The 25,170-nt window shown below is 70.1% G+C and carries 22 protein-coding genes; 19 read left to right on the top strand and 3 right to left on the bottom strand.

Annotation, left to right across the window (positions count from 1 at the left end):
• Positions 1 to 164 precede the first annotated feature (164 nt).
• The gene (locus tag Vgi01_RS24915) at positions 165 to 512 is read left to right on the top strand and encodes a hypothetical protein (RefSeq protein WP_102656581.1); all 348 of its coding nucleotides are present in this window, start codon (positions 165 to 167) and stop codon (positions 510 to 512) included.
• Between the two features lie 72 nt (positions 513 to 584).
• Here the strand turns inward: Vgi01_RS24915 and Vgi01_RS24910 are convergent, their stop codons facing one another.
• A complete protein-coding gene (locus Vgi01_RS24910; RefSeq protein ID WP_204292658.1) occupies positions 585 to 1,916 on the bottom strand; it encodes a glycosyltransferase in 1,332 nt (443 codons plus the stop codon).
• Between the two features lie 80 nt (positions 1,917 to 1,996).
• Between Vgi01_RS24910 and Vgi01_RS24905 the strand changes: the two genes are divergently transcribed.
• From Vgi01_RS24905 to Vgi01_RS24865, 9 genes are all read left to right on the top strand, one after another.
• Positions 1,997 to 2,857: an Fpg/Nei family DNA glycosylase gene (locus Vgi01_RS24905; protein ID WP_102656583.1), complete on the top strand. Its 861-nt coding sequence runs from the start codon at positions 1,997 to 1,999 to the stop codon at positions 2,855 to 2,857.
• Between the two features lie 265 nt (positions 2,858 to 3,122).
• Positions 3,123 to 4,694 (top strand): sugar transferase, encoded by a 1,572-nt coding sequence (locus tag Vgi01_RS24900; RefSeq protein ID WP_102656636.1) that lies wholly within the window; start codon positions 3,123 to 3,125, stop codon positions 4,692 to 4,694.
• A 44-nt stretch (positions 4,695 to 4,738) separates the two neighbouring features.
• Complete coding sequence (locus Vgi01_RS24895; protein ID WP_102656584.1) at positions 4,739 to 5,965, top strand: sensor histidine kinase; 1,227 nt, start codon at positions 4,739 to 4,741, stop codon at positions 5,963 to 5,965.
• Entirely contained in the window at positions 5,962 to 6,735 is a 774-nt protein-coding gene (locus tag Vgi01_RS24890; protein ID WP_102656585.1) for a LytR/AlgR family response regulator transcription factor, read from the top strand. Before Vgi01_RS24895 ends, Vgi01_RS24890 begins: the two co-directional genes overlap by 4 nt.
• Before the next feature lie 123 nt (positions 6,736 to 6,858).
• Positions 6,859 to 8,940 carry a carboxypeptidase-like regulatory domain-containing protein gene (locus tag Vgi01_RS24885; protein WP_204292657.1) on the top strand — a complete coding sequence of 694 codons (2,082 nt, stop codon included), beginning with the start codon at positions 6,859 to 6,861 and terminating at the stop codon, positions 8,938 to 8,940.
• Between the two features lie 328 nt (positions 8,941 to 9,268).
• A complete protein-coding gene (locus Vgi01_RS24880) occupies positions 9,269 to 9,652 on the top strand; it encodes a hypothetical protein (protein ID WP_102656637.1) in 384 nt (127 codons plus the stop codon).
• A 1-nt stretch (position 9,653) separates the two neighbouring features.
• Positions 9,654 to 11,294 (top strand): sodium/solute symporter, encoded by a 1,641-nt coding sequence (locus Vgi01_RS24875; RefSeq protein ID WP_102656587.1) that lies wholly within the window; start codon positions 9,654 to 9,656, stop codon positions 11,292 to 11,294.
• 145 nt (positions 11,295 to 11,439) lie between these two features.
• The gene (locus Vgi01_RS24870; protein ID WP_102656588.1) at positions 11,440 to 12,204 is read left to right on the top strand and encodes an ABC transporter ATP-binding protein; all 765 of its coding nucleotides are present in this window, start codon (positions 11,440 to 11,442) and stop codon (positions 12,202 to 12,204) included.
• Positions 12,189 to 13,880 carry an ABC transporter permease gene (locus Vgi01_RS24865; RefSeq protein ID WP_204292656.1) on the top strand — a complete coding sequence of 564 codons (1,692 nt, stop codon included), beginning with the start codon at positions 12,189 to 12,191 and terminating at the stop codon, positions 13,878 to 13,880. The genes Vgi01_RS24870 and Vgi01_RS24865 overlap by 16 nt, the downstream gene beginning before the upstream one ends.
• Positions 13,881 to 14,664: 784 nt before the next feature.
• Here the strand turns inward: Vgi01_RS24865 and Vgi01_RS24860 are convergent.
• Together Vgi01_RS24860 and Vgi01_RS24855 are read right to left on the bottom strand one after the other, a co-directional pair.
• Entirely contained in the window at positions 14,665 to 14,871 is a 207-nt protein-coding gene (locus Vgi01_RS24860; protein ID WP_204292655.1) for a DUF397 domain-containing protein, read from the bottom strand.
• Positions 14,868 to 15,668: a helix-turn-helix domain-containing protein gene (locus Vgi01_RS24855; RefSeq protein WP_204292654.1), complete on the bottom strand. Its 801-nt coding sequence runs from the start codon at positions 15,666 to 15,668 to the stop codon at positions 14,868 to 14,870. Before Vgi01_RS24855 ends, Vgi01_RS24860 begins: the two co-directional genes overlap by 4 nt.
• Before the next feature lie 488 nt (positions 15,669 to 16,156).
• Here Vgi01_RS24855 and Vgi01_RS24850 point away from each other — a divergent pair, with 488 nt between their 5' ends.
• The 9 genes from Vgi01_RS24850 to Vgi01_RS24810 all read left to right on the top strand — a co-directional run bounded on the left by Vgi01_RS24850 (position 16,157) and on the right by Vgi01_RS24810 (position 25,145).
• Positions 16,157 to 16,852: a flavin reductase family protein gene (locus Vgi01_RS24850; RefSeq protein ID WP_204292666.1), complete on the top strand. Its 696-nt coding sequence runs from the start codon at positions 16,157 to 16,159 to the stop codon at positions 16,850 to 16,852.
• Positions 16,853 to 17,043: 191 nt separating this feature from the next.
• Positions 17,044 to 17,397, top strand: a complete 354-nt coding sequence (locus tag Vgi01_RS24845) for a DUF485 domain-containing protein (RefSeq protein ID WP_013736516.1) — start codon at positions 17,044 to 17,046, stop codon at positions 17,395 to 17,397.
• Positions 17,394 to 19,070 (top strand): monocarboxylic acid transporter, encoded by a 1,677-nt coding sequence (locus tag Vgi01_RS24840; protein WP_204292653.1) that lies wholly within the window; start codon positions 17,394 to 17,396, stop codon positions 19,068 to 19,070. The genes Vgi01_RS24845 and Vgi01_RS24840 overlap by 4 nt, the downstream gene beginning before the upstream one ends.
• 74 nt (positions 19,071 to 19,144) lie before the next feature.
• Positions 19,145 to 20,119, top strand: coding sequence for an NAD-dependent epimerase/dehydratase family protein (locus Vgi01_RS24835; protein WP_102656593.1), 975 nt, complete (start codon positions 19,145 to 19,147; stop codon positions 20,117 to 20,119).
• A gap of 90 nt (positions 20,120 to 20,209) precedes the next feature.
• Positions 20,210 to 21,436, top strand: coding sequence for an LCP family protein (locus Vgi01_RS24830; RefSeq protein ID WP_204292652.1), 1,227 nt, complete (start codon positions 20,210 to 20,212; stop codon positions 21,434 to 21,436).
• A 346-nt stretch (positions 21,437 to 21,782) separates the two neighbouring features.
• Positions 21,783 to 22,814: an LCP family protein gene (locus Vgi01_RS24825; RefSeq protein ID WP_233196619.1), complete on the top strand. Its 1,032-nt coding sequence runs from the start codon at positions 21,783 to 21,785 to the stop codon at positions 22,812 to 22,814.
• A 172-nt stretch (positions 22,815 to 22,986) separates the two neighbouring features.
• Positions 22,987 to 23,952, top strand: coding sequence for an LCP family protein (locus Vgi01_RS24820; RefSeq protein WP_444543470.1), 966 nt, complete (start codon positions 22,987 to 22,989; stop codon positions 23,950 to 23,952).
• Positions 23,953 to 24,011: 59 nt separating this feature from the next.
• Positions 24,012 to 24,347, top strand: coding sequence for a rhodanese-like domain-containing protein (locus tag Vgi01_RS24815; protein WP_204292651.1), 336 nt, complete (start codon positions 24,012 to 24,014; stop codon positions 24,345 to 24,347).
• Between the two features lie 6 nt (positions 24,348 to 24,353).
• On the top strand, positions 24,354 to 25,145 hold the full coding sequence (locus tag Vgi01_RS24810) for a glycerophosphodiester phosphodiesterase (RefSeq protein ID WP_013736523.1): 792 nt from the start codon (positions 24,354 to 24,356) through the stop codon (positions 25,143 to 25,145).
• The last annotated feature ends 25 nt before the right edge of the window (positions 25,146 to 25,170 follow it).

Below are 25,170 nucleotides of genomic sequence, written 5' to 3'. Positions count from 1 at the left end.
CGCCTCGCGCATAGGAAGGGCCCCCTGTTAACGCGCCGGTTTCAAGGTGATCGACAATTGTTGACGCTTCAATCAATGCCATGAGAAGATCCCATAGACGGATGTCGCTTCCTGGCGAAGCTGATGTTCTCGCTCCCCACGCCACCCCACCCTTGGGAGACCTCATGCGCAAAACCGCCAAGCGGATTGCCGCGGTCCTGGCCGCCGCAGCCCTGACCACCACTCTGGCTGCCGCGCCCGCGGCCGCGAAGGAGGTGGAGCGGGAACCGTTCAAGGTGCCTGACCAGGGCCTGGTTCTCTACACCGCGAACTCCGCCTACGTGGTCGCCCGCCACACCGCCGTCGATGACCTCTGCCACCCGATGCAGGACGCGGTCACCTCCATCGCCTGGACCCCCGTGTACGCCGTCGCCTACGCAAGCGACGACTGCACCGGCTACGGACTGGGGCTCGGCATCTGGCGGGGCTGGAGCCCCGGCCAGTTCCAGTCCTACAAGCTCACTTCCTACTAGATCGACTTCGTTACGCCGTAGTGGCGGTATCCAGGCAGATGGGATACCGCCACTACGGCGTAACAGCGTCGATCAAGAGCGCGCGAGCCCCGCGTACACGGCCAGGAGTTGCTTGGTGACCACGTCGGGGTGGAAGACCCGCTCGTAGCGGGACCGGGCGGGGGCGGCGAGTGCGGCGGCACCGGCGGCGGCCAGCGGCAGCGCGGCGGCGAGCGCCGCCGGCTCCGGCGGCACCACCCAGCCGGCCTCACCGGCCAGGACCCCGGCCGGCAGCGCGGATGCGACCCCGGAGGCGCTGCCCAGACCCGCCATGCCACCGACGCCACCCGGCCCGCCGGCAGCAGCCGGCCCGCCGGGGCTGGCGGGGGCGGGGGCCGAGGCGATCACCGCCGGGCCGGTGCCGGCGGGCTCGCGGGGGGTGTCCGCGCCGACCAGGTACGGGATGCCGCCGAGCGCCGTGCCGAGGACCGGACGGCCGCTGGCCAACGCCTCGATGATCACTGTGGGCAGCACGTCGTGCCAGGTGGAGGTGGCCAGCACCACGGCGCTCGCGGCCAGTGCCGAGCGGACCCCGGCCCGGTCCAGCGGGCCGAGGAAGGTCACATCGGCCCGTTCGGCCGCCGCCGCCTCGACGAGCGGACGCAACTCACCGTCACCGGCCACCCGCAGCGGCCCGAGCGCCCCGTCGGGGTGCCGACGCCACGCCTCCAGCAGCAGGCCGAGCCCCTTCTCCGGGGAGAGCCGGCCGAGGAAGAGAAAGCCCTGACCGAGCGGGGCGGGCGTACCAGGATCGGGAATGCCGTTCGGCTTGACCACGATTCGGCTGTCCGGGATGCCGTAGTCGCGCAGGTGGTCGGCGACCGCGCTGGTCAACGCGATGAACCGGTCCACCGACTTCCAGGTGCCCCGGTGCACGGCCAGGGTGGTGGCCATCAGCGCGCTCTGCGCCCGCGACCCCCGGTAGCAGCGGTGCACGACCGCCGGCACCCCCAGCGTCCGCCCCCGGCAGTCCTGGCAGATCACCCCGTCGCGGAAGTACAGCCCCGAGGAGCAGACCTGGCGGTAGTTGTGCACCGTCTGCACCACCGGCACGCCGTGCTTGTGCGCGGTCCGCACCACCCAGGGCGAGAGCAGCGGGTACGGGTTGTGCAGGTGCAGCACGTCCGGCCGGTGCTCGGTGAGCAGCCGGGACAGGTCGGCCTGCGCCTTCGGGGCGTACATCGGGGAGATCGGCAGCAGTGCCTTCGCCGTCTTCGGCATCGACGGGATCTCGTCGGAGCTGCGCAGGAAGGGCAGCACCTCCACACCGGCGGCGGTGAGCTGGGAGATCTCCGCGTCGACGATGGTGTTCTCACCGGAGGGCTGAGCTTCCCGGTACCGGTTGTGCGCCACCACGATTCTCACGGGATTCGTCTTTCGTTCACGACTGCGGGACTCGCAAGCTCATTCCTCGCGCTCACGGGAAAGAAGGCTACCGTTGGACGATGCCCGAACTACCGGAGGTGGAGGCGCTCGCGGGTTACCTGCGACAGCGCGCGGTGGGTCGCCGCGTCGAGCGGCTGGAGGCCGTCGCGATCAGCGCCCTGAAGACGTACGATCCGGCGCTGACCGCAGTCACCGGCCGGTCGGTGACCGACGCCCGCCGGCACGGCAAGTTCCTCGACGTCGTCTTCGACGGCGACCTGCACCTGGTGGTGCACCTGGCCCGGGCCGGCTGGCTGCACTACCGGGAGGCGTTCGCCTCGACCGTCCCGCTCCGGCCGGGCAAGGGCCCGATCGCGCTGCGGGCACGCCTGGACGACGGTTCCGGTTTCGACCTGACCGAGGCCGGTACGCAGAAGAAGCTCGCCGTCTACCTGGTGACCGATCCGCAGGCGGTGCCCGGAGTGGCCAAACTCGGGCCGGATGCGCTCTCGGCCGATCTGGCCGCCTTCGCCGGGGCGCTGCGTAGCCGCCGGGGACAGATCAAGGGGGTGCTCACCGACCAGGCGGTGCTGGCCGGGGTGGGCAACGCGTACTCGGACGAGATCCTGCACGCGGCGAAGCTGTCACCGTTCGTCCTGACCGACCGGCTCACCGACGAGCAGATGGCGACGCTGCACGCGGCCACCCGGCGGGTGCTCGGCGACGCGGTCACCCGCTCGCTGGGGCAACGGGCCGCGGAACTGAAGGGTGAGAAGCGCTCCGGGTTGAAGGTGCACGCCCGTACGGGGCTGCCCTGCCCGGTCTGTGGCGACACCGTGCGTGAGGTCTCCTTCGCCGATTCGAGCCTCCAGTACTGCCCGACCTGCCAGACCGGCGGCAAGCCCCTTGCTGACCGAAGGCTGTCCAGACTTGTACGGTGAGTAACGACACGCTTGACTACGGAGCGGAATCGGACGCGGGGTGCGCAACCACGGTCCGGCACTCTTCCCGGGCCGCCATCCATCGGTATAGTGGCCCGGTCCCCGGCTTCCGGATGGCGTGGAGCCGGCCAGATCCCAGGCGAAAGCGAGTCCGTCACGCAATGTCCCTCGGGTCGGCGTCGAGGCGGAATCCGCGTGGGAAACTGGAACGGTGGGAGACTCGGGCCCTTACGGCGAGTAAGCGGTGCGGGTCATGCGGGAGGACATGGGTGAGGTGACGACAAGCCTCCAGCGCCCGGTAACCAACGAAGGCCGGAGCAGACTCGTGCGGCACGTCGACAGCTTCGAGATCCAGCCGCCGAACCCGCCGTCACACAACGGCGTACCCCGCTCGGCGTGGGCGCGGGCTCGACGACGCGTCTCCCGCTGGCATCGGCCGTACACCGCGATTCTGCTGCTGCTCGACTTCGCGGCGGCGGCGTTCGCCAGCTTCACCGCGATCCGCACCTTCGACCAGGCCACCGCCGGTTTCCACGAGGCCCAGAACGACCCGACCTGGTTCCACACGGTGGCCTTCCTGCTGCTGCCGCTGGGCTGGCTGACGATTCTGTGGTTCAGCGGGGCCTATGACCGACGCTGTCTCGGTCTCGGGCCGGACGAGTTCAAGCGGGTGATCCGGGCCGGCGTGGCGGTCTGCGCGGCCGTGTCGTTCCTCGCCTTCGCCACCAAGACCGATCTGTCCCGGTTCACCGTCGGCACCGCCCTGCTGCTGGCCCTGCTGTTGATCCTGCTGGGCCGGATCCTGACCCGCTTCGTGCTGCACGTGATGCGCCGCAACACCCAGCAGGCGGCCCACCGGATGGTGCTGGTCGGCACCCTGCCGGAGTGCCTGGAGGTCTACACCGCGGTCACCCGTAACCCCGCCGCCGGGCTGGTGCCGGTCGCCATCCACATCACCGACGGTTACGCCGCAGCCAAGGGAGTGCAGACCCCCGTCCCGGTGTACGCCGGCCGTGACGTGTTGGCCCTGGTGCGGGAGGTCGGCGGCGACACGATCGCGGTCTGCGGCTCGGCCAGCGCCGAGCCGGGCGAGCTGCGCCGGTTGGCCTGGCAGTTGGAGGGCTCCGGGGTCGACCTGGTGGTGGCACCGCAGCTGACCGACATCGCCGGCCCTCGGGTGCACATCCGCCCGATCGAGGGCCTGCCGCTGCTGCACGTCGAGGAGCCCACCCTGTCCGGGCCGGCGCTGCTGGCCAAGAACATGATGGACCGGGTCGCCGCCGGGCTGGGCCTGCTGGCGTTGATTCCGGCCTTCCTCGTCATCGCCATCGCCATCCGGATCTCCGATCCCGGTCCGGTCTTCTTCCGTCAGCCCCGGGTCGGGCACGAGGGGCGCACCTTCCGGGTGTGGAAGTTCCGCACCATGTACGTCGACGCGGAGGACCGGCTGGCCAGCCTGGTCGACCAGAACGAGACCGACGGCATGCTGTTCAAGATGAAGCAGGATCCGCGGGTCTTCCCGGTGGGCCGCTTCCTGCGCGCCTCGTCGCTGGACGAGCTGCCGCAGCTGATCAACGTGCTGATGGGCGAGATGTCCCTGGTCGGGCCGCGACCGCTGCCCGCCGACGACGGCGACTTCCTCGGCGACGTACGCCGCCGGCTGCTGGTCCGCCCCGGAATGACCGGGCTGTGGCAGGTGTCCGGCCGCTCCGACCTGTCCTGGGACGAGGCCGTCCGACTGGATCTCTACTACGTCGACAACTGGTCGCTGGCGTACGACCTGAGCATCCTGTGGCGCACGGTGGGCGTGGTGCTGGCGCGCAAGGGCGCGTACTGAATCAGCTCTTTCCCTGAGCCACCGTAACCAGCAGGATCATCAACGTGGGTGGCAACCTCTCGGCCGGCATCGGGGTCTTGTCGCTGGTCGTCGTGCTCACCGGGGCCCTGGTCGCGGTCGCTCGGCTGCGTGGCCGGCGGGGCATCGCCACGGCCAGCCAGCGGGCCACCTACGAGGTGCTGCACACCACCGGGTTGGCCGCCGAGCCGCTGCGTGCCGGGCTGAGTCCGGCGGGTGCGGCGAAAGCGGCCCGGCACCTGCGTGGCCTGGTCGGCGCGGCGGGGTTGGCGTTGACCGACACCGAGGAGGTGCTGGCCCTCGACGGACGCGGCGCGCACCACACCGACCAGCTGCGCGCGGCGGCGCAGCGAGTGGTGGCCACCGAGCGGTCCACCGTCCTCGGCGAGGCCGAACTGCTCTGCGACCGCATCGACTGCCCGATCCGGGGTGCGGTGGTGGCGCCGATGGCCGGCGCGGAGGGCCGGGTGGCCGGTGCCATGATCGCGGTCACCGACGGCGTGCCCGCTCCGGGCCTGGTGCAGGCGACCATGGAGACCGCCCGCTGGGCGGGCAGCCAACTCGCCCTGGCCGAGCTGGACTCGTCCCGGGAACGGCTGGCGCGGGCCGAGGTCCGCGCGCTGCGGGCGCAGATCAGCCCGCACTTCATCTACAACGCGCTTACCGCGATCGGCTCGTTCGTCCGTACCGACCCGGAGCGGGCACGGGAGCTGATCCTGGAGTTCGCCGAGTTCACCCGCTACTCGTTCCGGGCCCACGGTGAGTTCACCACGTTGGCCGAGGAGCTTCGGTCGATCGACCGCTACCTGACAATCGAACGGGCCCGTTTCGGCGACCGACTTCAGGTACGGCTCCAGATCGCCCCGGAGGTGCTGCCGGTGACACTGCCCTTCCTGTGCCTTCAACCGTTGGTCGAGAACGCCGTCCGGCACGGGTTGTCGCGCAAGCCCGGCACGGGCATGGTGAGCATCGAGGCGCGTGACGCGGGCGCCGAATGTCACATCACGGTGGAGGACGACGGAGTGGGGATGGATCCGGGCACACTTACCGCCGGAATCGCCGAGCTGGCAGGGGCCACCGGTGATCCGGGGGACGACCCGGGCCAGCACGTCGGCCTCTCGAACGTCGACGAACGACTCCGCTCGGTGTTCGGCAGCGACTTCGGCCTGGTGGTGGAGACGGGCGTGGGGTCAGGCACGAAGGTGAGCATGCGGGTGCCGAAGTTCCACCCCGGCGTACGGGCGCGTTCGTGACCGGCAACGGCGGTACGCCCGGCTTCCTGCGGGTGCTGGCGGTGGACGACGAACCACCGGCCCTGGACGAGCTGGCGTACCACCTGCGTACCGACCCCAGGGTGGCTCGGCTGCACACGGCCGGCGACGCCACCGAGGCGCTGCGGGTGCTCCGCGACGACGAGGTCGACGTGATCTTCCTGGACATCCGGATGCCCGGCCTGGACGGGATGGAACTGGCCCGGGTGCTGCGTCAGTTCGCCCGGCCACCGGCGATCGTCTTCGTCACCGCGTACGACGACGGCGCCGCGGACGCCTTCGACCTGGGCGCCACCGACTACGTCCGCAAGCCGGTACGCGCGGAGCGGCTCGCCGAGGCGCTGCGTCGAGTCGTCGGGTCACGGGTGCTGCCGTCGCATCCGGCGGCCCTGGCCCGCGCCGAGGAGGACCCGACGATCCCCGTCGAGCTGGCCGGCTCCACCCGGATGCTGCCCCGCTCGGCCGTGCGTTGGGTGGAGGCACAGGGCGACTACGCCCGGCTGCACACCACAGAAGGCTCGCACCTGGTGCGGGTGTCCCTGGCGACGCTCGCCGACCGGTGGGCCGACGCCGGTTTCGTCCGGATCCACCGGTCCTACCTGGTGCAGTTGCGGCTGATCGCCGAGCTTCGACTTGTCAATTCCGGCTACGTGGTCGTGGTCGACGACGCGGAGCTGCCGGTGAGTCGGCGGCACACCCGGGAGTTGAAGGACAAGCTGGTCCGAGCCGCGAAGCAGGAATGGAGCCGCTGAGCGTCCACAGCAGACTGAAAGATCGGCGCTGGCCTATCCTCGTGGTGCCGATTCGATACGGGGCGCGGGTCGGCCGGGCAGGTGCCTGCACGGGTCGCCCCGCAGCCTCACGTTTGGACGCCCATGCAACTGCCCCACATCCGCCGGGCCGTACTGGCCGGCATCGCCGCGTTGGCCGTCGTGCTGTCCGGCGCCACCCCGGCCCTCGCCAGCACCACTGGAACGATCACTGGTCGGCTGACCACCAGCGCCGGCACCGCCGCCCCCGACGTTCCGGTCCTGGTCTACCGAACCGGGAGCTACAACGTCATTGCGCAGACGTCCACCGACGCCCAGGGCAACTACACCCTCAACGGGTTGGCAGCGGGCTCCTACACGGTGGGCTACCAACCCGGTGGTCGACCGGAGCAGTACCACCGGCAGCAGCTCTATTCCTGGGACGCGGACCCCGTCACCGTGACGGCGGGCAACACCAGCACCGTCGACGAGCAACTGTTCGCCACCGGCACGATCACCGGTCGGATCATCGACAGCGCCGGCGATCCGGTGCCCGACCTGCGCGTCGAAGGTCAGGCCATCGGCGCCTCCACCTGGGGCAGCGCGCGCACCGACGACGACGGACGGTACGAGATGACCGTCATCGCCGGCCGGTACCGGGTCAGCTTCGAGCCGGTGGCCGATTCGTACCAGAGCCAGTACGTGCCGGGGAAGATCGACGAGGACGAGGCCACCGTCTTCGACGTGACCGCCGACGCGCAGATCGTGGCCGACGACACGGTGCTGCCGGTGGGCAACCTGTCGGGCCGGTTCACCACCGCCGACGGCCAGCCGCTGCGAGACGCCGACATCTCCGTGTACACGCCGAACATGTACACCGGCACCTGGACGCAGACCGACGCCGACGGGAGATTCGACGTCCAACTGCTCGCCGGGGCCTACCGGGTGGGCCTGTACGCGGGCGACCGGCAGCAGTACTACCGGGGACAGTTGGTGCCGGAGCTCGCCGATCTGGTGACCGTGCACGGCGGGCAGCAGACCAGCATCACCGACGCCCTGCTCGGCACCGGCGCGCTGCGGATCCGGGCAGTCGACTCGGTCACCGGTGCTCCGGTGGCCAACTTCTGCGCCCACGATCAGTGCAGCAACGGCACCGGCACGGTGCTCATCCCGGATCTGCCGGAGGGCCGGCACGACATCTACCTGTACGCGCCGGACGGCCGGTACTTCCCCCGGGAACGCACCGGCATACGGGTACGGGCCGACCGGACCGCCGAGCTGACCATCAAGCTGCGCCCGGGAGCGGTCATCACCACCACCGTGGTCGACCGACAGAGCGGGGCACCCCTGCGGGGCGTGTGTGTCAGGGCCTTCCTGGCCAAGCAGGTTCGCCTGCCCGACACCAATTTCGAGTGCAGTGACCGCAGCGGCCAGGTCAAGGTCGGGCCGCTGCGGGACGGCGACCACAAGCTGTTCGTCGTGCCGCAGGACCTGACGTACGGCCGGCAGTGGGTCGGCCCGAACGGCGGCACCGGTGACGAGCGGGAGGCCGCCGTGGTCACCGCCACGGTCGGTGCCGTGGCCACTGCCCCGACGGTGCAACTCGACCGGGCGGGGCAGATCAGCGGCCAGGTCACCGACGCCCAGACCGGCGCCCCGATTCGGAACGTCAGCGTGTCGGTGCTCACCGGCCACCCGGGCGTCGGCGCGGAGGACGCCCGCACCGACGATCAGGGTAACTACACCTTGACCCGGCTGGGCCCGTACGCGTGGCCGGTGGTTTTCAGCCGGTACGAGTACGCGACCGTCTGGTCGGGCAACGCGCCGAGCCGGTTCACCGCCGCACCGGTGACGGTCACCGCCAACTCGACGGCCGCCCTCGATGCGACGATCGGCCCCGGCGTCGAGGTCACCGGCACCGTCACGAACACCGAGGGCACGCCGTTCCGGGACGGCTTCGTGCTCGCCCACAGCGTCGACACCGGTGACATCACGGGCAGTGGTTGGGTTTCCGACGGGCAGCTCACCATGCGTCTGACCGGCCGTCAGCGGATCTTCCTGAGCTACGACCTGCACCTCGTCGCCGACGGCGAGATGCACTCGGGCCGCTACCGGGTGACCGACCCCGAAGGGGTCGATCGGCTGGCCCGGTTCACCGTGCCTGCGACCGGGTCGCTGAGCATCGACATGGCCATCCCGACCAGCTGAGTCGAGCGGGAAGGGGTGGTGGCCGTCCATGGTCGCCACCCCTTGTCCACCGCTTCGTCCACAGGGCGCGCGGGTTGTCCACAGGTTGTCCACAGCCGCTTGACATTCCCGTCGGGCAGACGAGACTGCCGGGGTGGCCGCCGAGGATTCACCACCGGCACCCCGCCGACCCGAGCCAGCCGAGCCAGCCGGGACCGCCGCCCCGCCGCTGCGGGCCGCCCCGCCGCCCCGGGCTGCGGAGCCGCCTCAGCCTGCATCGCCGCCCCGGGCTGGGGAAGCGCCCCGGGCTGGGGAGCCGCTTCAGGCTGCGGGGCCGGCTGCCGCGCAGCTGCGCGGATCGGGGCCGGCGGCGCGTACCAGGGTGGTGTTGGCCGAGGTCTCCGGCCGACGACACCGGGCCGGCGGTGCCCGTACCGAGTTGACCCAGCAGACCCGGGTCGGCGAGACGCTGATCCGCGGCCTGGTACGCGCCCAACTCGCGCTGGCCCTGCAACTGTCGGCGGTGGTCCTGGTCGGGCTGGGCGGACTGCCCTGGCTGTTCGCCATCGCCCCCTCGGTGGGCCGGATGACAGTCCTCGGTGTCAACCTGCCCTGGCTGCTGCTCGCAGTGCTCTCCTTCCCGTTCCTGGTCGCGGTCGGCTGGACGTACGTGCGGCTGGCCGAACGCAACGAGCAGGACTTCACCGACCTGGTCCAGCGGCCGGAGCGTTGAGGTGACAAACGACCTCGTCGTACCGGCGATCGTGGCGGTCACCCTGGCCACCCTGGGGATCGGCTTCTACGGCCTGCGCCTGGCGCGCACCACCTCCGACTTTCTGGTCGCCTCGCGGGTGGTCAGCCCGACCTGGAACGCCGCCGCGATCGGCGGTGAATACCTCTCGGCGGCCAGCTTCCTCGGCGTGGCCGGGCTGATCCTCAAGTACGGCGTGGACGTGCTCTGGTATCCGGTCGGCTTCGCGGCCGGCTACCTGGCCCTGCTGCTCTTCGTCGCCGCACCGCTGCGCCGCTCCGGCGCCTTCACCCTGCCCGACTTCTGCGAACTGCGGCTGGGCTCCCGCCGACTGCGCACGCTCGCCACCGTATTCGTGATCTTCATCGGCTGGCTCTACCTGGTGCCGCAGTTGCAGGGCGCCGGGCTGACGCTGGCCACCCTGGCCGGTTCCCCGTACCCGGTGGGTGCCCTGGTGGTGGCGGTGGTGGTGACCGCCAACGTGGCGCTGGGCGGGATGCGGGCGGTCACCTTCGTGCAGGCGTTCCAGTACTGGCTGAAGTTGACCGCGCTCGCCGTACCCGCGATCTTCCTGGCGCTGCAGTGGCAGGCCGACGGGCGGCCGGCGGTGACCCCGCCCGACGGGCCGACCTTCCGGACCGCGACCACCGTCGTGGTCGAACATCGCGCCGTCCTGACCCTGCCGGACGGGCAGAGCCGCCTGGTGAACCCCGGCGACGAGTTGACCTTCGCGGCCGGCGAGCCGGTGCCCGAGGTGTCCGGGGCCGCCACCAGCACGACCGACTGGTTGCTGCCCAGCACCGCTGGCTCGGACGACCGGGGACTGTTCGCCACGTACTCGCTCATCCTGGCCACCTTCCTGGGCACCATGGGGCTGCCGCATGTGCTGGTCCGCTTCTACACCAACCCGGACGGCGCCGCCGCCCGCCGGACCACGCTTGTGGTGCTGGCCCTGGTCGGGGTCTTCTATCTGCTGCCCACGATCTACGGCGTGCTGGGTCGGATCTACACCCCACAACTGCTGGTCAGCGGCCAGACCGACGCGGTGGTGGTGCTGCTGCCCGAGGCGGCGCTCGGTGCCGGGACCACCGGTCGCCTGCTGGCCGCCCTGGTCGCCGCCGGGGCGTTCGCGGCCTTCCTGTCCACCTCGTCCGGGCTGCTCACCAGCGTCGCCGGGGTTATCTCCACGGACGTGCTGGGCCGTGGTTCGGTGCGCGGCTTCCGGCTCGCCACGGTGATCGCCGGTGGGGTACCACTGATCCTCGCGCTGAACGTCTCCGGGCTGGACGTCTCACAGGTGGTCGGGCTGGCCTTCGCCGTCGCCGCGTCCAGCTTCTGCCCGCTGCTGGTGCTCGGCATCTGGTGGCGCGGGCTCACCGACGCGGGCGCGGCCGCCGGGATCCTGGTCGGCGGCGGAGCGGCGGTGTCGGCGGTGCTGATCACCGTGCTCGGGCCGCCGCTGAGCGGCTGGCCGGCCACCCTCACCGCGCAGCCGGCCGCCTGGACGGTGCCGCTGGCCTTCACGGTGATGGTCGCGGTCTCGCTGGCCACCCGTGGCCGTACCCCCGCCGACACCGGCCGCACCATGCTCCGCCTGCACGCCCCCGACAGCCTCCGACTGTGAAAGGAAGGGCACCTTATTAACGCCTCGTGTAGAGCAAGGGCCCCTTATTAACACTCGGAGCGGATGACGCCTACGACTGTGGGATGAGTCAAGCTCAGCCTGGCGACTGGGGGAGCGCTGGCCGCCACCGGATACGGTCTGTCACATGACTGGCGAGTACCCTGCGATGGCGCTGCGTGGCCTGGCCAAACGATTCGACAGCAAGGTCGCCGTGGCCGGAGTGAATCTGGACGTACCGGCGGGCTCGTTCTACGGGCTGCTCGGCCCCAACGGTGCGGGCAAGACCACCACCCTGTCGATGGCCGTCGGGCTGCTGCGACCGGACGCCGGCAGCGCCTGGGTGCTCGGGCGCGACGTGTGGGCCGACCCGGTCGAGGCGAAACGGCTGTTCGGGGTGATGCCCGACGGCGTACGGCTCTTCGACCGGCTCAGCGGCGCCGAGCTGCTGGCGTACCACGGGCTGCTGCGCGGCATGGACCCGGCGGTCGTCGACCAGCGCGCGGCGGAGCTGATCGACGTGCTCGCCCTCTCCGACGCCGGCCGCACCCTGGTGGTGGACTACTCGGCCGGCATGAAGAAGAAGATCGGCCTCGCCTGCGCCCTGCTGCACGGACCCCGGCTGCTGGTGCTGGACGAGCCCTTCGAGGCGGTCGACCCGGTCTCGGCGGCGCTGATCCGCGACATCCTCCAGCGGTACGTCACCGGCGGCGGGACGGTGGTCTTCTCCAGTCACGTCATGGAGGTCGTGCAGCGCCTCTGCTCGCACGTGGCGATCCTCGCCGAGGGCACCATCAAGCGGGTCGGCACCCTGGAGGAGGTACGCGGGGAGCGCTCGCTGGAAGAGGTCTTCGTCGAGGTGGTCGGCGGGCGTACGGCAACCGGCGAGGAGTTGTCGTGGCTGTCCCGGTGACCGACCCGGCCAGGCGCGTACACCCGGTCAAGGCGCGGCACTTCGTCCGGCTCAAGCTGCGGGTGATCGGCAACAACTTCCGCGGTCAGGCCTGGCGGGCCGTGTTGTTCGTGATCGGCTCGCTGGTCGGGCTCTGGCTCGCGGCCACCGCCTTCTTCGGCCTGGCCGCACCCGGGCTCGCCGGAGAGGACCGGTACGCGCTGCTGGTCGCCGCGTTCGCCGGCGGCCTGACGGTGCTCGGCTGGCTGCTGCTGCCCCTGGTCTTCTTCGGCGTCGACGAGACACTCGACCCGGCCCGCTTCGCGTTGCTGCCGCTGTCCCGCCGGACCCTGGTCACCGGGCTGTTCGCTGCGGCGCTGGTCAGCGTGCCCACGGTCGCCGTACTGGTGGCGCTCTCCGGTCTGGTGGTCACCGCCGGGGCGTTCGGTGGCTGGCCCGCTGCCGCGGTGGCCGTCCTCGGAGTGATCTCCGGACTGCTGCTCTGCGTCGCCGCCGCACGGGCGATGACCAGCGCCTTCGCCAGCATGCTCCGGTCCCGCCGGGTACGCGACCTGGCGGCGGTCCTGCTCGCGGTGGCCGCCGCGTTGCTCGGTCCGTTGCAGCTGGCCGGTCTCGCCGCGATCCGGGACACCGACTGGGACCGGCTCACCGGTGCGGCGACCGTGATCGGCTGGACACCGTTCGGCGCACCCTGGACCGCCGGCATCGACGTGGCGCAGGGCCGGGCCTGGGCGGCACCGCTGAAACTCCTGATCACCGTCGTGACGATCGTCGCGCTGCTGGCCTGGTGGTCGCGCTCGTTGGAGTCGGCGATGATCGGTACGGCCAGCACCGGGTCGGCCAAGGGCAAGCCGGAGGTCAGCGGCGGCGCGGTGGCCCAGCTGTTCCCGCAGGCGGCCGGCTGGCTGCGCCGGGACCGCTTCGGCGCACTTGTCGCCCGGGAGGCCCGCTACTGGTGGCGGGACGCCCGACGGCGGGCGAACCTGATCACCATCGCGGTGATCGGCCTCTTCGTGCCGGTCATGGTCAACGTGGGTGGGCAGGGCTTCAGCATCGACAGCGAGCAGGGCTTCAGCCTGCCCTCCGACACCTCACCGCTGCTGGTCAGCCTCTCCATGCTCTTCGTCGGGCTGCTGGCCGCGATGACCCTCGCCAACCAGTTCGGTTTCGACGGCAGCGCGTACGCGGCCAACGTGATCGCCGGCATACCCGGCCGCCTGGAGTTGCGCGCCCGGATGGTCGCCTTCTCCCTCTACGTACTGCCCATGCTGGTCCTCGTGTCCGTGGTGATGGCGTTGATCCTCGGCGAGCCGACCTGGATGGGCTTCATGGCCGGCACCCTGATCGCCACCTTCGGCGCAGGGCTGGCGGTCAACTCGTTCGTCTCCGTGCTCGCCGCGTACTCCCTGCCCGAGACGAGCAACCCGTTCGCGATGAACAGCGGCGCCGGGGTGACCAAGAGCCTGCTGGCCCTGGTGGCCATGGTCGCCACCGCCGCGACCGGCCTACCCACGGTGATCGCCGCCGCGCTGCTCGGCGACGCCTGGCTCTGGTTGGGCCTGCCCCTGGGTGTCCTCTACGGCGTCGGCGTGGCGCTGCTCGGCTCCTACCTGGCCGGAGACGCCCTGGACCGCCGCCAGCCCGAACTGCTGACCGCCGTCACCCCGCGCCGCTGACGGTCCACGACCACGACCACGACCGTGGCCGTGGCCGTGGGAGCGGGAGCGTAGGGCGGCCCGCACCTCGGCGACGAAGCCGTCGAAGTCCTCGCGGAGGCGCTTCGCAGTCAGGTGCAGGACGATCCAGTCACCGCCGACCACTCGGTTGAGCCGTCGGCGATCCGCGTCGAACTGCGCCGGGTTGTCGTGCCAGAGGCCGTCGTACTCGATCGCCACCCGATAGTCCGGCCAAGCAAGATCGAGACGGGCGAGGAACCGGCCCTGGGCCGACACCACCCATTGGGTACGCGGACGCGGCAGCCCGGCCAACACGAGCCGAACCCGAGCGCGGGACTCCTGCGGCGACTCGGCACCGGCATCCGCCAGGTCGACCGCCGCGAAAGAGCGGCCGCCAGGCGGAACTACGCAGCTCGTTGCGGGTGAGCAGGCCACGCGAGATCGCGCGCGAACCACGGAAGATGCGCCCCCGCAACTGCGGCGGCCGACGAGGCGATCTGGACATACCCAGACGGTGTCAGCTCAGACACCCCGCGCGCTGCCCCTGTGGATAAACCCCAGACTGCCGCCTTCCCCAGCATGATCACGCTCGGAATCGAGCGCCATCCCACCCGAGCGGAGCGCCCCTCGCGCAAGATCGAGCCCTGCTGCGACCCACCTTCGCCCCCGCCGGGCCGCTTGGAGACACCCGCGCACGGCGAGTTGGCGTATTCAGCCCTGTTCCGGCCTCTTGTGTACGACGACCTGCGCCACATTGACGTCGACGCCGTCGCTCGGCGAGGGGTCAGCGAAGAGCGGAGGGTGCTGCTTCGCGGGCCAGGGTGAGGAACGCGTGCCAGGCGGCTGGGGTGAAGGTCAGTGCTGGGCCGGGGCGGTCCTTGCTGTCGCGCACCAGCACCATTCCCGGAAGGTTGTCCGCTACCTCGACGCAGTTGCCACCGGAGTCGGTCGAACGAGTCGACGTGCGCCAACAGGGTTCGGCAGCGTTCATGGCGTGACCTTCAACTTTCGGATCAGTTCGAGCGACGCGCCTGTGGACAGTGCTTCGCCGAGCAGGCTATCCCACTTCCGACCGATCAGACGGATCATCTCCGGGTCGTTCAGCACGTGTCCTCGGGCGGCATTCTCCAGGTAGATCGCCTCCTCGCCATCCCCGAGTTCGACAAGCACGAACCCACCTCCGAGGCCGACATGTGCGCCGACGTCGAGAGGGACGACGTGCAGCCGGACATGCGGAAACTCGGCAACCTCCAGCAGCCGGCCGAGCTGCGCATCGAGCACCTCGGGGCCACCGACCGGCCGCCGCACCGCGGTTTCGTCCAACAGGAAGACGAACTGCGGCGGATCATCCCGCTCCAGCAGGTCTCGTTGCAGGAGTTGTTGGCGTTCCATTCGGACGGCTACCAGTTCGTCGACCATGGGCGGCTGGTGTAGTCCGCCGGCGGAGATCACGGCTCGGGCGTACTCCTCGGTTTGCAGCAGTCCGGGCACCAGGCAGGGTTCGAAGGCGCGCAACCGGGTGGCTTCCTGCTCATAGCCCCGCCATGCGGCGAACCAGGAGGGGCCGCGTTCCCGGTCGGCCTCCTTGAGCAGCTCGGCGAGGAGGCCGCCGGTGTGCAGGGCTTCGTCGGAGGCGACCGCGAACTCCATTGTCGGTCGGCGGCGGCCGGTTTCGATGGCGGCGATCAGCGACGGGCTCCATTTGATCAGGGCGGCGAGTCCTTCCTGGGATACCCCGGCGGCGGCGCGAGCGGCCTTCAACGCTCTGATCCACATTTCGAAGTTCATGCTCACCCATTCGGTAAGTACGCGAACGCGCTGGGTAGTAACCGCTGGCATCCTCCCCTGGGCTCAGCTCGGAGTCCAGGGTGGAAACACGCGGCCCGGCCGGTGGAGGCGACGATCCCGGCGGTCGGTCCTGCGACGGGCCGTCTCGGTCATTCCCCCGACCGGGGCGGCCCCCGAAGCAAAGGAGGCACCGGTGCCGTTTCCACGACTCGACTGCTCGCCGGCAGCCGCGACGTGACCGGGCAGCCGACACCCGAGCGGACAGCCGACACGACCGGGCAGTCGACACCCGAGCGGACAGACGACACGACCGGGCAGCCGACACCCGACCGGGCAGCCGACACGTGACCGGGTGGCTGCGACGTGACCGGGCTCCGGGTGGCCGCAACGTGACCCGGCTGGTGGCGCACCTGCCGATGCGGCCGCTCTGGCGATGTCGTGCCTGTGGGGCACCCTGGCCCTGCCAGCCGGCCCGGCTGCGGATGTTGATCGAGTATCGCGAGGACCGGACCGCGCTGCTGGTGTACCTCGGCACGCTCATGCTGGAGGCCGGTGACCAGCTTGCTCAGCTTGGCGGGCAGCGACACCGGTCCGAGCTCTATCAGCGGTTCGTCGGCTGGGCGCGGGCACGCGGCCAGGCCGAGCGGGTCACAATGTTTCACGTGAATCCAGAGCCGGGTGCCCAGATCCACCACAGCGATCCGTTCGCCGTACCGGCCGACAAGCGTTCGCCCGTACGCCGGTTTCGGGGTCGGCTCGCCGCGCCGGTGACGCTGTGGACGGCGCCGGGGCCGGCGGGTTTGACGGTTTCCTCGACGCTGGTGGCCGACGGTGATCCGGGCCGGTTGCTCGGCCTGATCGACGCGGAGTCGGATCTCTGGACGGCGGTCGAGGAGGCGGGTCGGTTCGCCGTGGCACCGTTGAGCCCGACGCACCGCCAGCTCGCCGACCGGTTCGCCGGCCTCTTCCCCTCCCCTGGCGGCCTGTTCGCCATCGACAGCTGGGCCGAGACGCCCTACGGGCCGGTGCCCGCCGACGGCGGCGGTTGGGTCGGTTGCCGGCTTGACGAGGCGCGGGAGTACGGATGGAGCCTGCTGGTCGAGGCGACCATCGAACGGGTGGAGTTGACGGACGACGGTGGGCCGCTGCTGCACCACCGTGGCCGCTACCACGAGCTCGGCTGATCCCACCCGAGCCGCAACCACCTGCCCGCTGCCGTGCGGTTACCGGTCAGCGGTGTGAGCCAGGTCATTGAGCGCAGCGGTGCCGCCGTTCGGCGCAGTTGTCGACCGGTGCCGATATTCACCCTTTTCCGGCGGGGAGCGCGTTTTTTACCGTGCGCGAGACTCCTGACGTCTGTGAAGGTGGTGATCAAATGTCCACGGACACCCCCGCTACCGCGCCGACCGACTCGGAACCGGAGCGGTACCTCGCGGTCCAACGGTCCGACGAGTTCGCCGGGCTGCGTCGTGCACTGCGCGGCTTCGTCTTTCCGATGACCATCGCGTTCTTCCTGTGGTACGCGCTCTACGTGATCCTCTCCGCGTACGCGCGAGACTTCATGGGCACCCGACTGTTCGGCAGCAACATCAATGTTGCGCTGGTCTTCGGCCTGCTCCAGTTCGTCTCCACCTTCCTCATCGCCTGGCTCTACTCCCGGTACGCCGACCGGAAGATCGACCCGGTGGCCGACAAGATCCGCGGCGAGCTCACCGGAGGTGAGTCGTGAACTCAGTCGTTCTCGCGGTCGAGGCGGGCAACACCACCGCCCGCAACTTGACAATCGTGCTGTTCCTGGTCTTCGTGGCGGCCACCCTGGCCATCACGATCTGGGCCAGCCGGCAGACCAAGACGGCCACCGACTTCTACGCGGGCGGTCGGTCGTTCTCCGGCTTCCAGAACGGCATGGCGATCGGCGGCGACTACATGTCCGCCGCGTCCTTCCTCGGCATCGCCGGCATCATCGCGCTCTACGGCTACGACGGCTTCCTCTACTCGATCGGCTTCCTGGTGGCCTGGCTGGTGGCGCTGCTGCTGGTCGCGGAGCTGCTGCGGAACTCCGGGCGGTACACGATGGCCGACGTGCTGGCGTTCCGGATGCGTCAGCGTCCGGTGCGTACGGCGGCGGCGGTTTCCACGATCACCGTCTCGATCTTCTACCTGTTGGCGCAGATGGTCGGCGCGGGTGCCCTGGTGGCACTGCTACTCGGCATCCGGCCGGGCACCACCTTCCTGGGCATGGACGCGGACACCGCCAAGGTGGCGACCATCATCATGGTCGGCGCCCTCATGATCATCTACGTCACCGTGGGTGGCATGAAGGGCACCACCTACGTACAGATCGTCAAGGCGTTCCTGCTGATGAGCGGCGCGCTGTTGATGACCCTGCTGGTGCTGGCGAAGTACAAGTTCAACCTCTCCTCGCTGCTCGGTGACGCGGCGGCGAGTTCCGGTCAGGGCACCGCATTCCTGGAACCCGGTCTGAGGTACGGCGTCGAGGTCGCCGGCAACGCGACACAGACCTTCTACAACAAGGTCGACCTGCTCTCCCTCGGCATCGCGCTGGTGCTCGGCACCGCCGGCCTGCCGCACATCCTGATCCGCTTCTACACCGTTCCGACGGCGAAGGCGGCCCGCAAGAGTGTGCTCTGGGCGATCGGCATCATCGGCTCGTTCTACCTGCTCACCCTGGCCCTGGGCTTCGGCGCGGCGGCGCTGGTCGGTGGCGACGCCATCCGGGAGCAGGACCGGGCCGGCAACACTGCCGCGCCACAGTTGGCCGAGGCGCTCGGAGTCGACTTCTTCGGCGGCGACCTGGGCGGTGCGGCACTGCTGGCGATCATCGCGGCGGTCGCCTTCGCCACCATCCTGGCCGTGGTCGCGGGTCTGACCCTGGCCTCCTCCTCCAGCCTGGCGCACGACTTCTACGCCAATGTCGTCAAGCGGGGGCAGGCCTCGGAACGGCAGGAGGTGAAGGTCGCCCGGATCTCCGCCCTGGTGATCGGCGCGGTCTCCATCGCCCTGTCGATCTTCGCGCAGAACCTGAACGTGGCGTTCCTGGTGGCGTTGGCCTTCGCGGTGGCCGCGTCGGGCAACCTGCCGGCGATCCTCTACAGCCTGTTCTGGAAGCGGTTCAACACCTCCGGCGCGGTCTGGGCGATCTACGGCGGTCTGCTGGCGGCCGTGGTGCTGGTGTTCTTCTCACCGGTGGTCTCCGGTGCGCCGACGGCGATGTTCCCGGACCACGACTGGCAGTGGTTCCCGCTGTCCAACCCGGGCATCCTGTCCATCCCGTTCGGCTTCCTCTGCGGGTGGATCGGCACGGTGATCTCCAAGGAGAGCGACGACGAGAAGTACGCCGAACTGGAGGTGCGCTCCCTGACCGGTGCCGGCGCGCACTGACCCGCACCTGTTAACAGGGGCCCCCTGTAGTACGCGAGGCGTTAACAGGGGGCCCCTCCTTTAGGCTTGGCGGCATGAAGGTTGAGCAGCGTTTCGGCCCCGGTCACCGGGTCCTGGTCACCGGCGGCGCCGGCTTCGTTCCCTCGCACCTGGTGGATTCACTGATCGCCCGTGGCTGCACGGTGGTCGCGGTGGACAACTTCGTCACCGGCTCGAAGGAGAATGTCGCCCACCTGCTCGACACGCCGACCTTCACACTTGTCGAGGCGGACATCTCCGACGGGTTGCCGGATCATCCCGCGCTGGCGGAACGCTTCGACGCGATCCTGCACATGGCCTCACCGGCCAGCCCGACCGACTTCGAGAAGCTGCCGGTGGAGATCCTGCGGGTGGGCTCGGTGGCCACCCTGCACCTGCTGGACCGCGCGGTCGCCGACGGTGCCCGGTTCCTGCTGGCCTCCACCTCCGAGGCGTACGGCGACCCGAAGGAACACCCGCAGCGGGAGACGTACTGGGGCAACGTCAACCCGATCGGCATCCGCAGCGTCTACGACGAGGCCAAGCGCTTCTCCGAGGCCGCGACGATGGCGTACCGACGCAGTCGGGGTCTGGACACCGCCATCGTGCGCATCTTCAACACCTACGGCCCCCGGATGCGGCCGGACGACGGGCGGGCCATCCCGACCTTCATCTCCCAGGCGCTGCGCGGTGAGCCGATCACCGTGCACGGCACCGGCAACCAGACCCGCTCGATCTGCTACGTGGCGGACCTGGTCCGGGGCATCCTGCTGTTGCTCGACTCGACCGAGAGCGGGCCGGTGAACTGCGGCACCGAGCACGAGGTGAGCATGCGGGAACTGGCCGAGACGATCGTGTCACTCTGCGACAGCAGCTCCGAGGTGACGTACGTCACGCGCAGTGCGGATGACCCGGAGATGCGCCGACCCGATCTCAGCCTCGCCCGCGAGGTGCTCGGCTACGAGCCGACGGTGACGCCGGAGGTCGGCCTGCGACGCACCATCGACCATTTCCGGGAGCGGCTGGCCTAGCCGGTCCGACCCGACGCGAGGCGACAGGTCCGGCACGGCGCGGGGTTCGACTCAGGGCAACAGTGGCCGGGGCTGCGTACCCTGAGTTACATGTCAGCGACCAGCCCCGATGCCCACCGGCTCCCTCACCTGCACCGCAGCGCCGGGCGCGCGGCGGTGCCGGGCCCCGGTCGCGGCGGGCGTGCCGCCCGACCGGCCGACACCGCCCAGTGGCAGCCCGGCTACGACGAGGAGCCGGTAGCGGCCGGCGGACCGGGCGGCCCGCGTGGGCCGCTGGGGCCGGGCGGACCGGGCATTGTTCCGCCCCGCAGGCGGGGACCGCACTGGCGGCGCATCGCCCTGGTGGCCGGCGTCATCGTGTTGGCGCTGGCGTTGATCGGTGGCGGCGGGGCCTGGTTCTACGCCCGCAGCCTCGACAAGAACCTGGCCCGGACCGACCCCTTCTCGGAGATCACCGGCGGCCGGCCGGCGAAGTCGGTGGACGGCGCGCTGAACATCCTCATGGTGGGCACCGACTCGCGGGATCCGGACGCGCCGATGGACCGGCCCGGTGAGTGGCGGGCCGACACGATCATCGTCATGCACATCCCCGCCGACCACCAGAAGGCGTACCTGGTCTCCATTCCCCGCGACCTGTACGTGCCGATCCCGGAGAGCGCCGGCGCGGACTGCGCCTCCGGCCAGCGCCGCAAGATCAACGCCGCCTTCGCCTTCGGCGGGCTGCCGCTGGCGGTACGCACGGTCGAGTGCTTCACCGACGTGCACATCGATCACGTGATGGCGATCGACTTCGGCGGTTTCAAGCAGGTCACCGACGCTCTCGGCGGCGTGGATCTGGAGGTGGAACGGACGATCACCTCGATCCACAAGCCGTACCGGAAGTTCACCAAGGGCACCAACCACATGAACGGGACCGAGGCGCTGGACTGGATCCGTCAGCGCAAGCAGTTCCCCGACGGCGACTTCGCCCGGATGCGCCACCAGCAGGAGTTCCTGCGTGCCCTGATGGACAAAGCGGCGAGCACCGGCACGTTGACCAACCCGAAGAAGCTCAACGCCTTCCTCCGGTCGGTCACCGACGCGGTCACCGTCGACCAGGAGTTCTCGCTCACCGACATGGCGGTGCAGTTCCGCAACCTGCGGGGCGAGAACCTCACCTTCGTCACCAGCCCGCACCTGGGCAGCCAGACCATCAACGGCGAGTCGGTGGTGGTCTCCGACCGGGAGAAGGCCCTGGCCATGTACCGCGCGATGTCCGCCGACACGATGGCCGAGTGGATGTCGGCCAACAAGCCGTCGACCAGCGGCAATGGCTGACGGAGTCAGCTGAACCCTTCCTGTGAGACAACGGCTGATCGGATGTTTGATCCTGACCGTTCGGCCATTTCGCCAGGATGACGCGGCGGAGAACAGTAACTGGCCGTCATGAGAACTCGCTTCGGCGGGATTGCGTACGTAAAGTGGCTCCGCCCCCTTTTGCTACACAAGAGCTGGAGCGCGCATGCCGGTTCACAGTTCCGCCTTGCTCGAACCACCTCATGCGGCCGCCACCCCACCGCCGCCTTCCGGGGGCAGGAAGCGATCCGGTAAGGCCGGGAAAGGGCGTCCGCGGCGCAAGGATCCGCTCTGGGCCCGACTCACCGTGGTGGCCGGAGCCGTGCTGATGATGACCAGCGGTGTCGCCATCGTCGGCAGCAAGGCGGTGATCAGCCAGGCCACCGGCAGCATCACCCAGCGCAACCTGCTCGGCGACGCGGGCAAGACGTTGGCCGAGGGCGGGTCCGACCTCAAGGGCCCGATCGACATGCTGCTGCTGGGCGTGGACGCCCGGGAACGTTGGGCCGCCGACGACGTCCGGGCGGACAGCATCATCGTGCTGCACATCCCGGCCACCCACGACCAGGCGTACCTGATCTCCATTCCCCGGGACACCGAGGCGCAGATCCCGGCGTGGCCGAAGGGCAACTACGCCGGCGGGGTCGACAAGATCAACGCTGCGTTCCAGGTCGGCGCCCGCAACGGCGGCGGCTGGGAGGGTGGCGCCCAGGTGATGGCTCAGACGATCAAGAACATGACCGGGGTCAGCTTCGACGGCGCAGCCATCATCAACTTCGGCGGCTTCAAGAACGTCATCGACGCCCTCGGCTCGGTGCGGATCTGCCCGAAACAGGACGTCAAGTCGGCCCACATGTCGTACGTCGACGGCAAACCGATGTGGAACGCGGACGCCAAGAAGACCGGCAAGCCGCGTACTCCGGTGGTGCACAAGAAGGGCTGCCAGGAGATGGAGGGCTGGGCCGCGCTGGACTTCTCCCGGCAGCGCTACGGTCTGGCGAACAGCGACTACGACCGCCAGCAGAACCAGCAGCAGCTGATCAAGGCGATGGCGAAGAAGGCCAGCCAGAACGGCACGCTGACCAACCCGGTCAAGCTGAACGAGTTGATCAAGGCGGCCGGCAAGGCGTTCATCCTCGACACCGGCGGCGTCTCGGTGGAGGACTTCGTCTTCACCATGCGCGGCGTCACCGGCAACGAGCTGATCATGCTCAAGACCAACGGCGGCACCTACAACGCCAAGGGCAACGGCAACGAGGCGCTCGACGAGCAGACCCTGGACATGTTCCGGGCGGTCCGGCAGGACAAGCTCGCCGAGTTCGTCTTCTACAACCCCGAGGTGATCTCCAACCGGAAGTGACCGGCGGGGGCGCGGATCTCCGCAAACCCCCGTCACGCTGCGTAAGCCTCTCCTAGCCTGACATGAGAAGTGTTCAGGTCGGGTCAGCGGGAGGGACGTCACGGCCAGTCGGGCGCGCGACGGCGGGACGCGGCCGCCGGGAAAGGGTTCCCGGCATCCGCGCTGGGCCCGCGTGCTGCTCGGAGCCGGGCTGGTGGTGGTGCTGCTGGCGGCGGTCGCCGTGGTCGGCCTGCGGGTGCTTGCCGACCGGTACGAACGCACCATCACCCAGGAGCAGCTGCTCGATCCGTCCGCCCGCACCGACCGTACCGACCTGGACGGGCCGCTCAACTACCTGCTCGTCGGCTCGGACCGGCGTCCCGGCGACACCGGTCCGGAGCAACGCACCGACACCATCCTCATCGTGCACGTCCCCGCCGGGCTGCGTGAGGGCTACCTCGTCTCCGTACCCCGGGACCTGCTGGTCAGCATCCCGGCCGCGGCCGGCTGGCCGGGCGGCGAAGACAAGATCAACACCGCTTACGAGTACGGCGGAGGCGGCCAGTCCGGTGCCCAGTTGCTCTCCACCACGCTGACCCGGCTCACCGGGATCCGCTTCGACGGTGCCGCCCTTGTCGACTTCGCCGGACTACGCAGCGTCATCGACCTGCTCGACGGCGTCGAGATGTGCGTACGGACCGAGGTGCGCTCGATCCACACCAACCGGGTCTTCCAGCCCGGCTGTCAGCGGATGGACGGCGCTGCGGCGCTGGACTACGTACGCCAGCGCTACGACCTGCCCGGCGGCGACTACGACCGGCAGACCCACCAGCAGCAGCTGCTGGGGGCGATGCTCGAACGTGCGGGCGAGACCCGGGTACGCACCAACCCCGTCCAGATGCACCAGCTCATCAAGGCGGTCGGCGAGTCGTTGACCGTGGACACCAACGGCGTACCGGTGGAGGATCTGCTGCTCGCCCTGCGCGGACTCTCCACCGACGGACTGCGCGGTGTGCAGGTGCCGTCGTACCCGCAGACCATCGACCAGGTCTCCTACGTCCTGCTCGACAACGGCGGTGAAGGACTGTTCGACGCGGTTCGCGGCACCCGGATGCCGCAGTGGGCAGGTGCGCATCCGCGCTGGGTGACCCAGCTCTGACGGAGCCTTGGGTGGCGTAGATCCTCGCCGGGCCCGCCGAGGATCTACCCTTGGTACCCGTGTTCGGATCCCAGATACCCACCGTGACCGTTTCCGAGATCACCGACGACACGTACCTGCTCGACGTCCGGGAGGACGACGAATGGGCCGCCGGCCACGCGCCGGAGGCCCACCACCTGCCGATGATGGAATTGCCGGCCCGGATCGCCGAGGTGCCGACCGACCGCGACGTGGCCGTCATCTGCCGCTCGGGCGGGCGTTCCGCCCAGGTCGTGGCGTACCTGATGCGCAACGGGTGGGACCAGGTCCGCAACGTCGCGGGCGGGATGGGCGACTGGGCGAGCACCGGACGGCCGGTGGTCGCCGACAACGGGCAGCCGGGCCGGGTCCTGTAGGGCGCAATGGGCGCACCCCTCGTATTCGCGCACCGTGGCGCCTCGCACGACCTGCCCGAACACACCCTCGCGGCCTATCTGCGGGCGCTCGACGAGGGTGCCGACGGGCTGGAGTGCGACGTACGGCTGACCCGCGACGGGCACCTGGTCTGCGTACACGACCGCCGGTTGGAGCGGACCAGCAACGGCCGGGGGCCGGTCAGCACCCGTACCCTCGCCGAGTTGGAGAGCCTGGACTTCGGTTCCTGGCACCCGGGCTGCGTACCCCCCGACGGTGACGAGGTGCTCGACGAGTCGCACACCCGGCTGCTCACCCTCGAACGGCTGTTGGAGGCGGTCCTCGCCGCCGGTCGACCGGTACGGCTGCTGGTGGAGACCAAGCACCCGTCCCGCCACGGCGGGGACGTGGAGCGCCGACTGGTCGCCCTGCTGCGCCGCCACGGGCTGGCCGAACCGCGCCCGGACGCCCCGGTACAGGTCACCGTGATGTCGTTCTCCCCGCTGGCCGTACGCCGGATCCGGGCTCTTGCTCCCGCGCTGCCGACGGTGCTGCTGCTGGAGGTGCTGCCGCGCTGGCTGCGCCTCGGTCGCCTGCCGTTCGGTGCCGGCATCGCCGGTCCGGGCATCGGGCTGGTGCGGGCCCGGCCGATGCTGGTGCCCGCCCTGCGGGCAGCCGGCAACCAGGTCTACGTCTGGACGGTGAACGAGCCGAACGACCTCGATCTGGTGCTGGCCGCCGGGGTCGACGGCGTGATCACCGACCGTCCGGCGCACACGCTTGCCCGATTGGCCCGGTAACCCACTCGGGGGTGCCCAGATACAC

The organism is Micromonospora gifhornensis (assembly GCF_016863515.1).
GTDB classification, from domain to species: Bacteria; Actinomycetota; Actinomycetes; order Mycobacteriales; family Micromonosporaceae; genus Micromonospora; species Micromonospora gifhornensis.
This window is presented reverse-complemented; position numbering and strand designations above follow the sequence as displayed.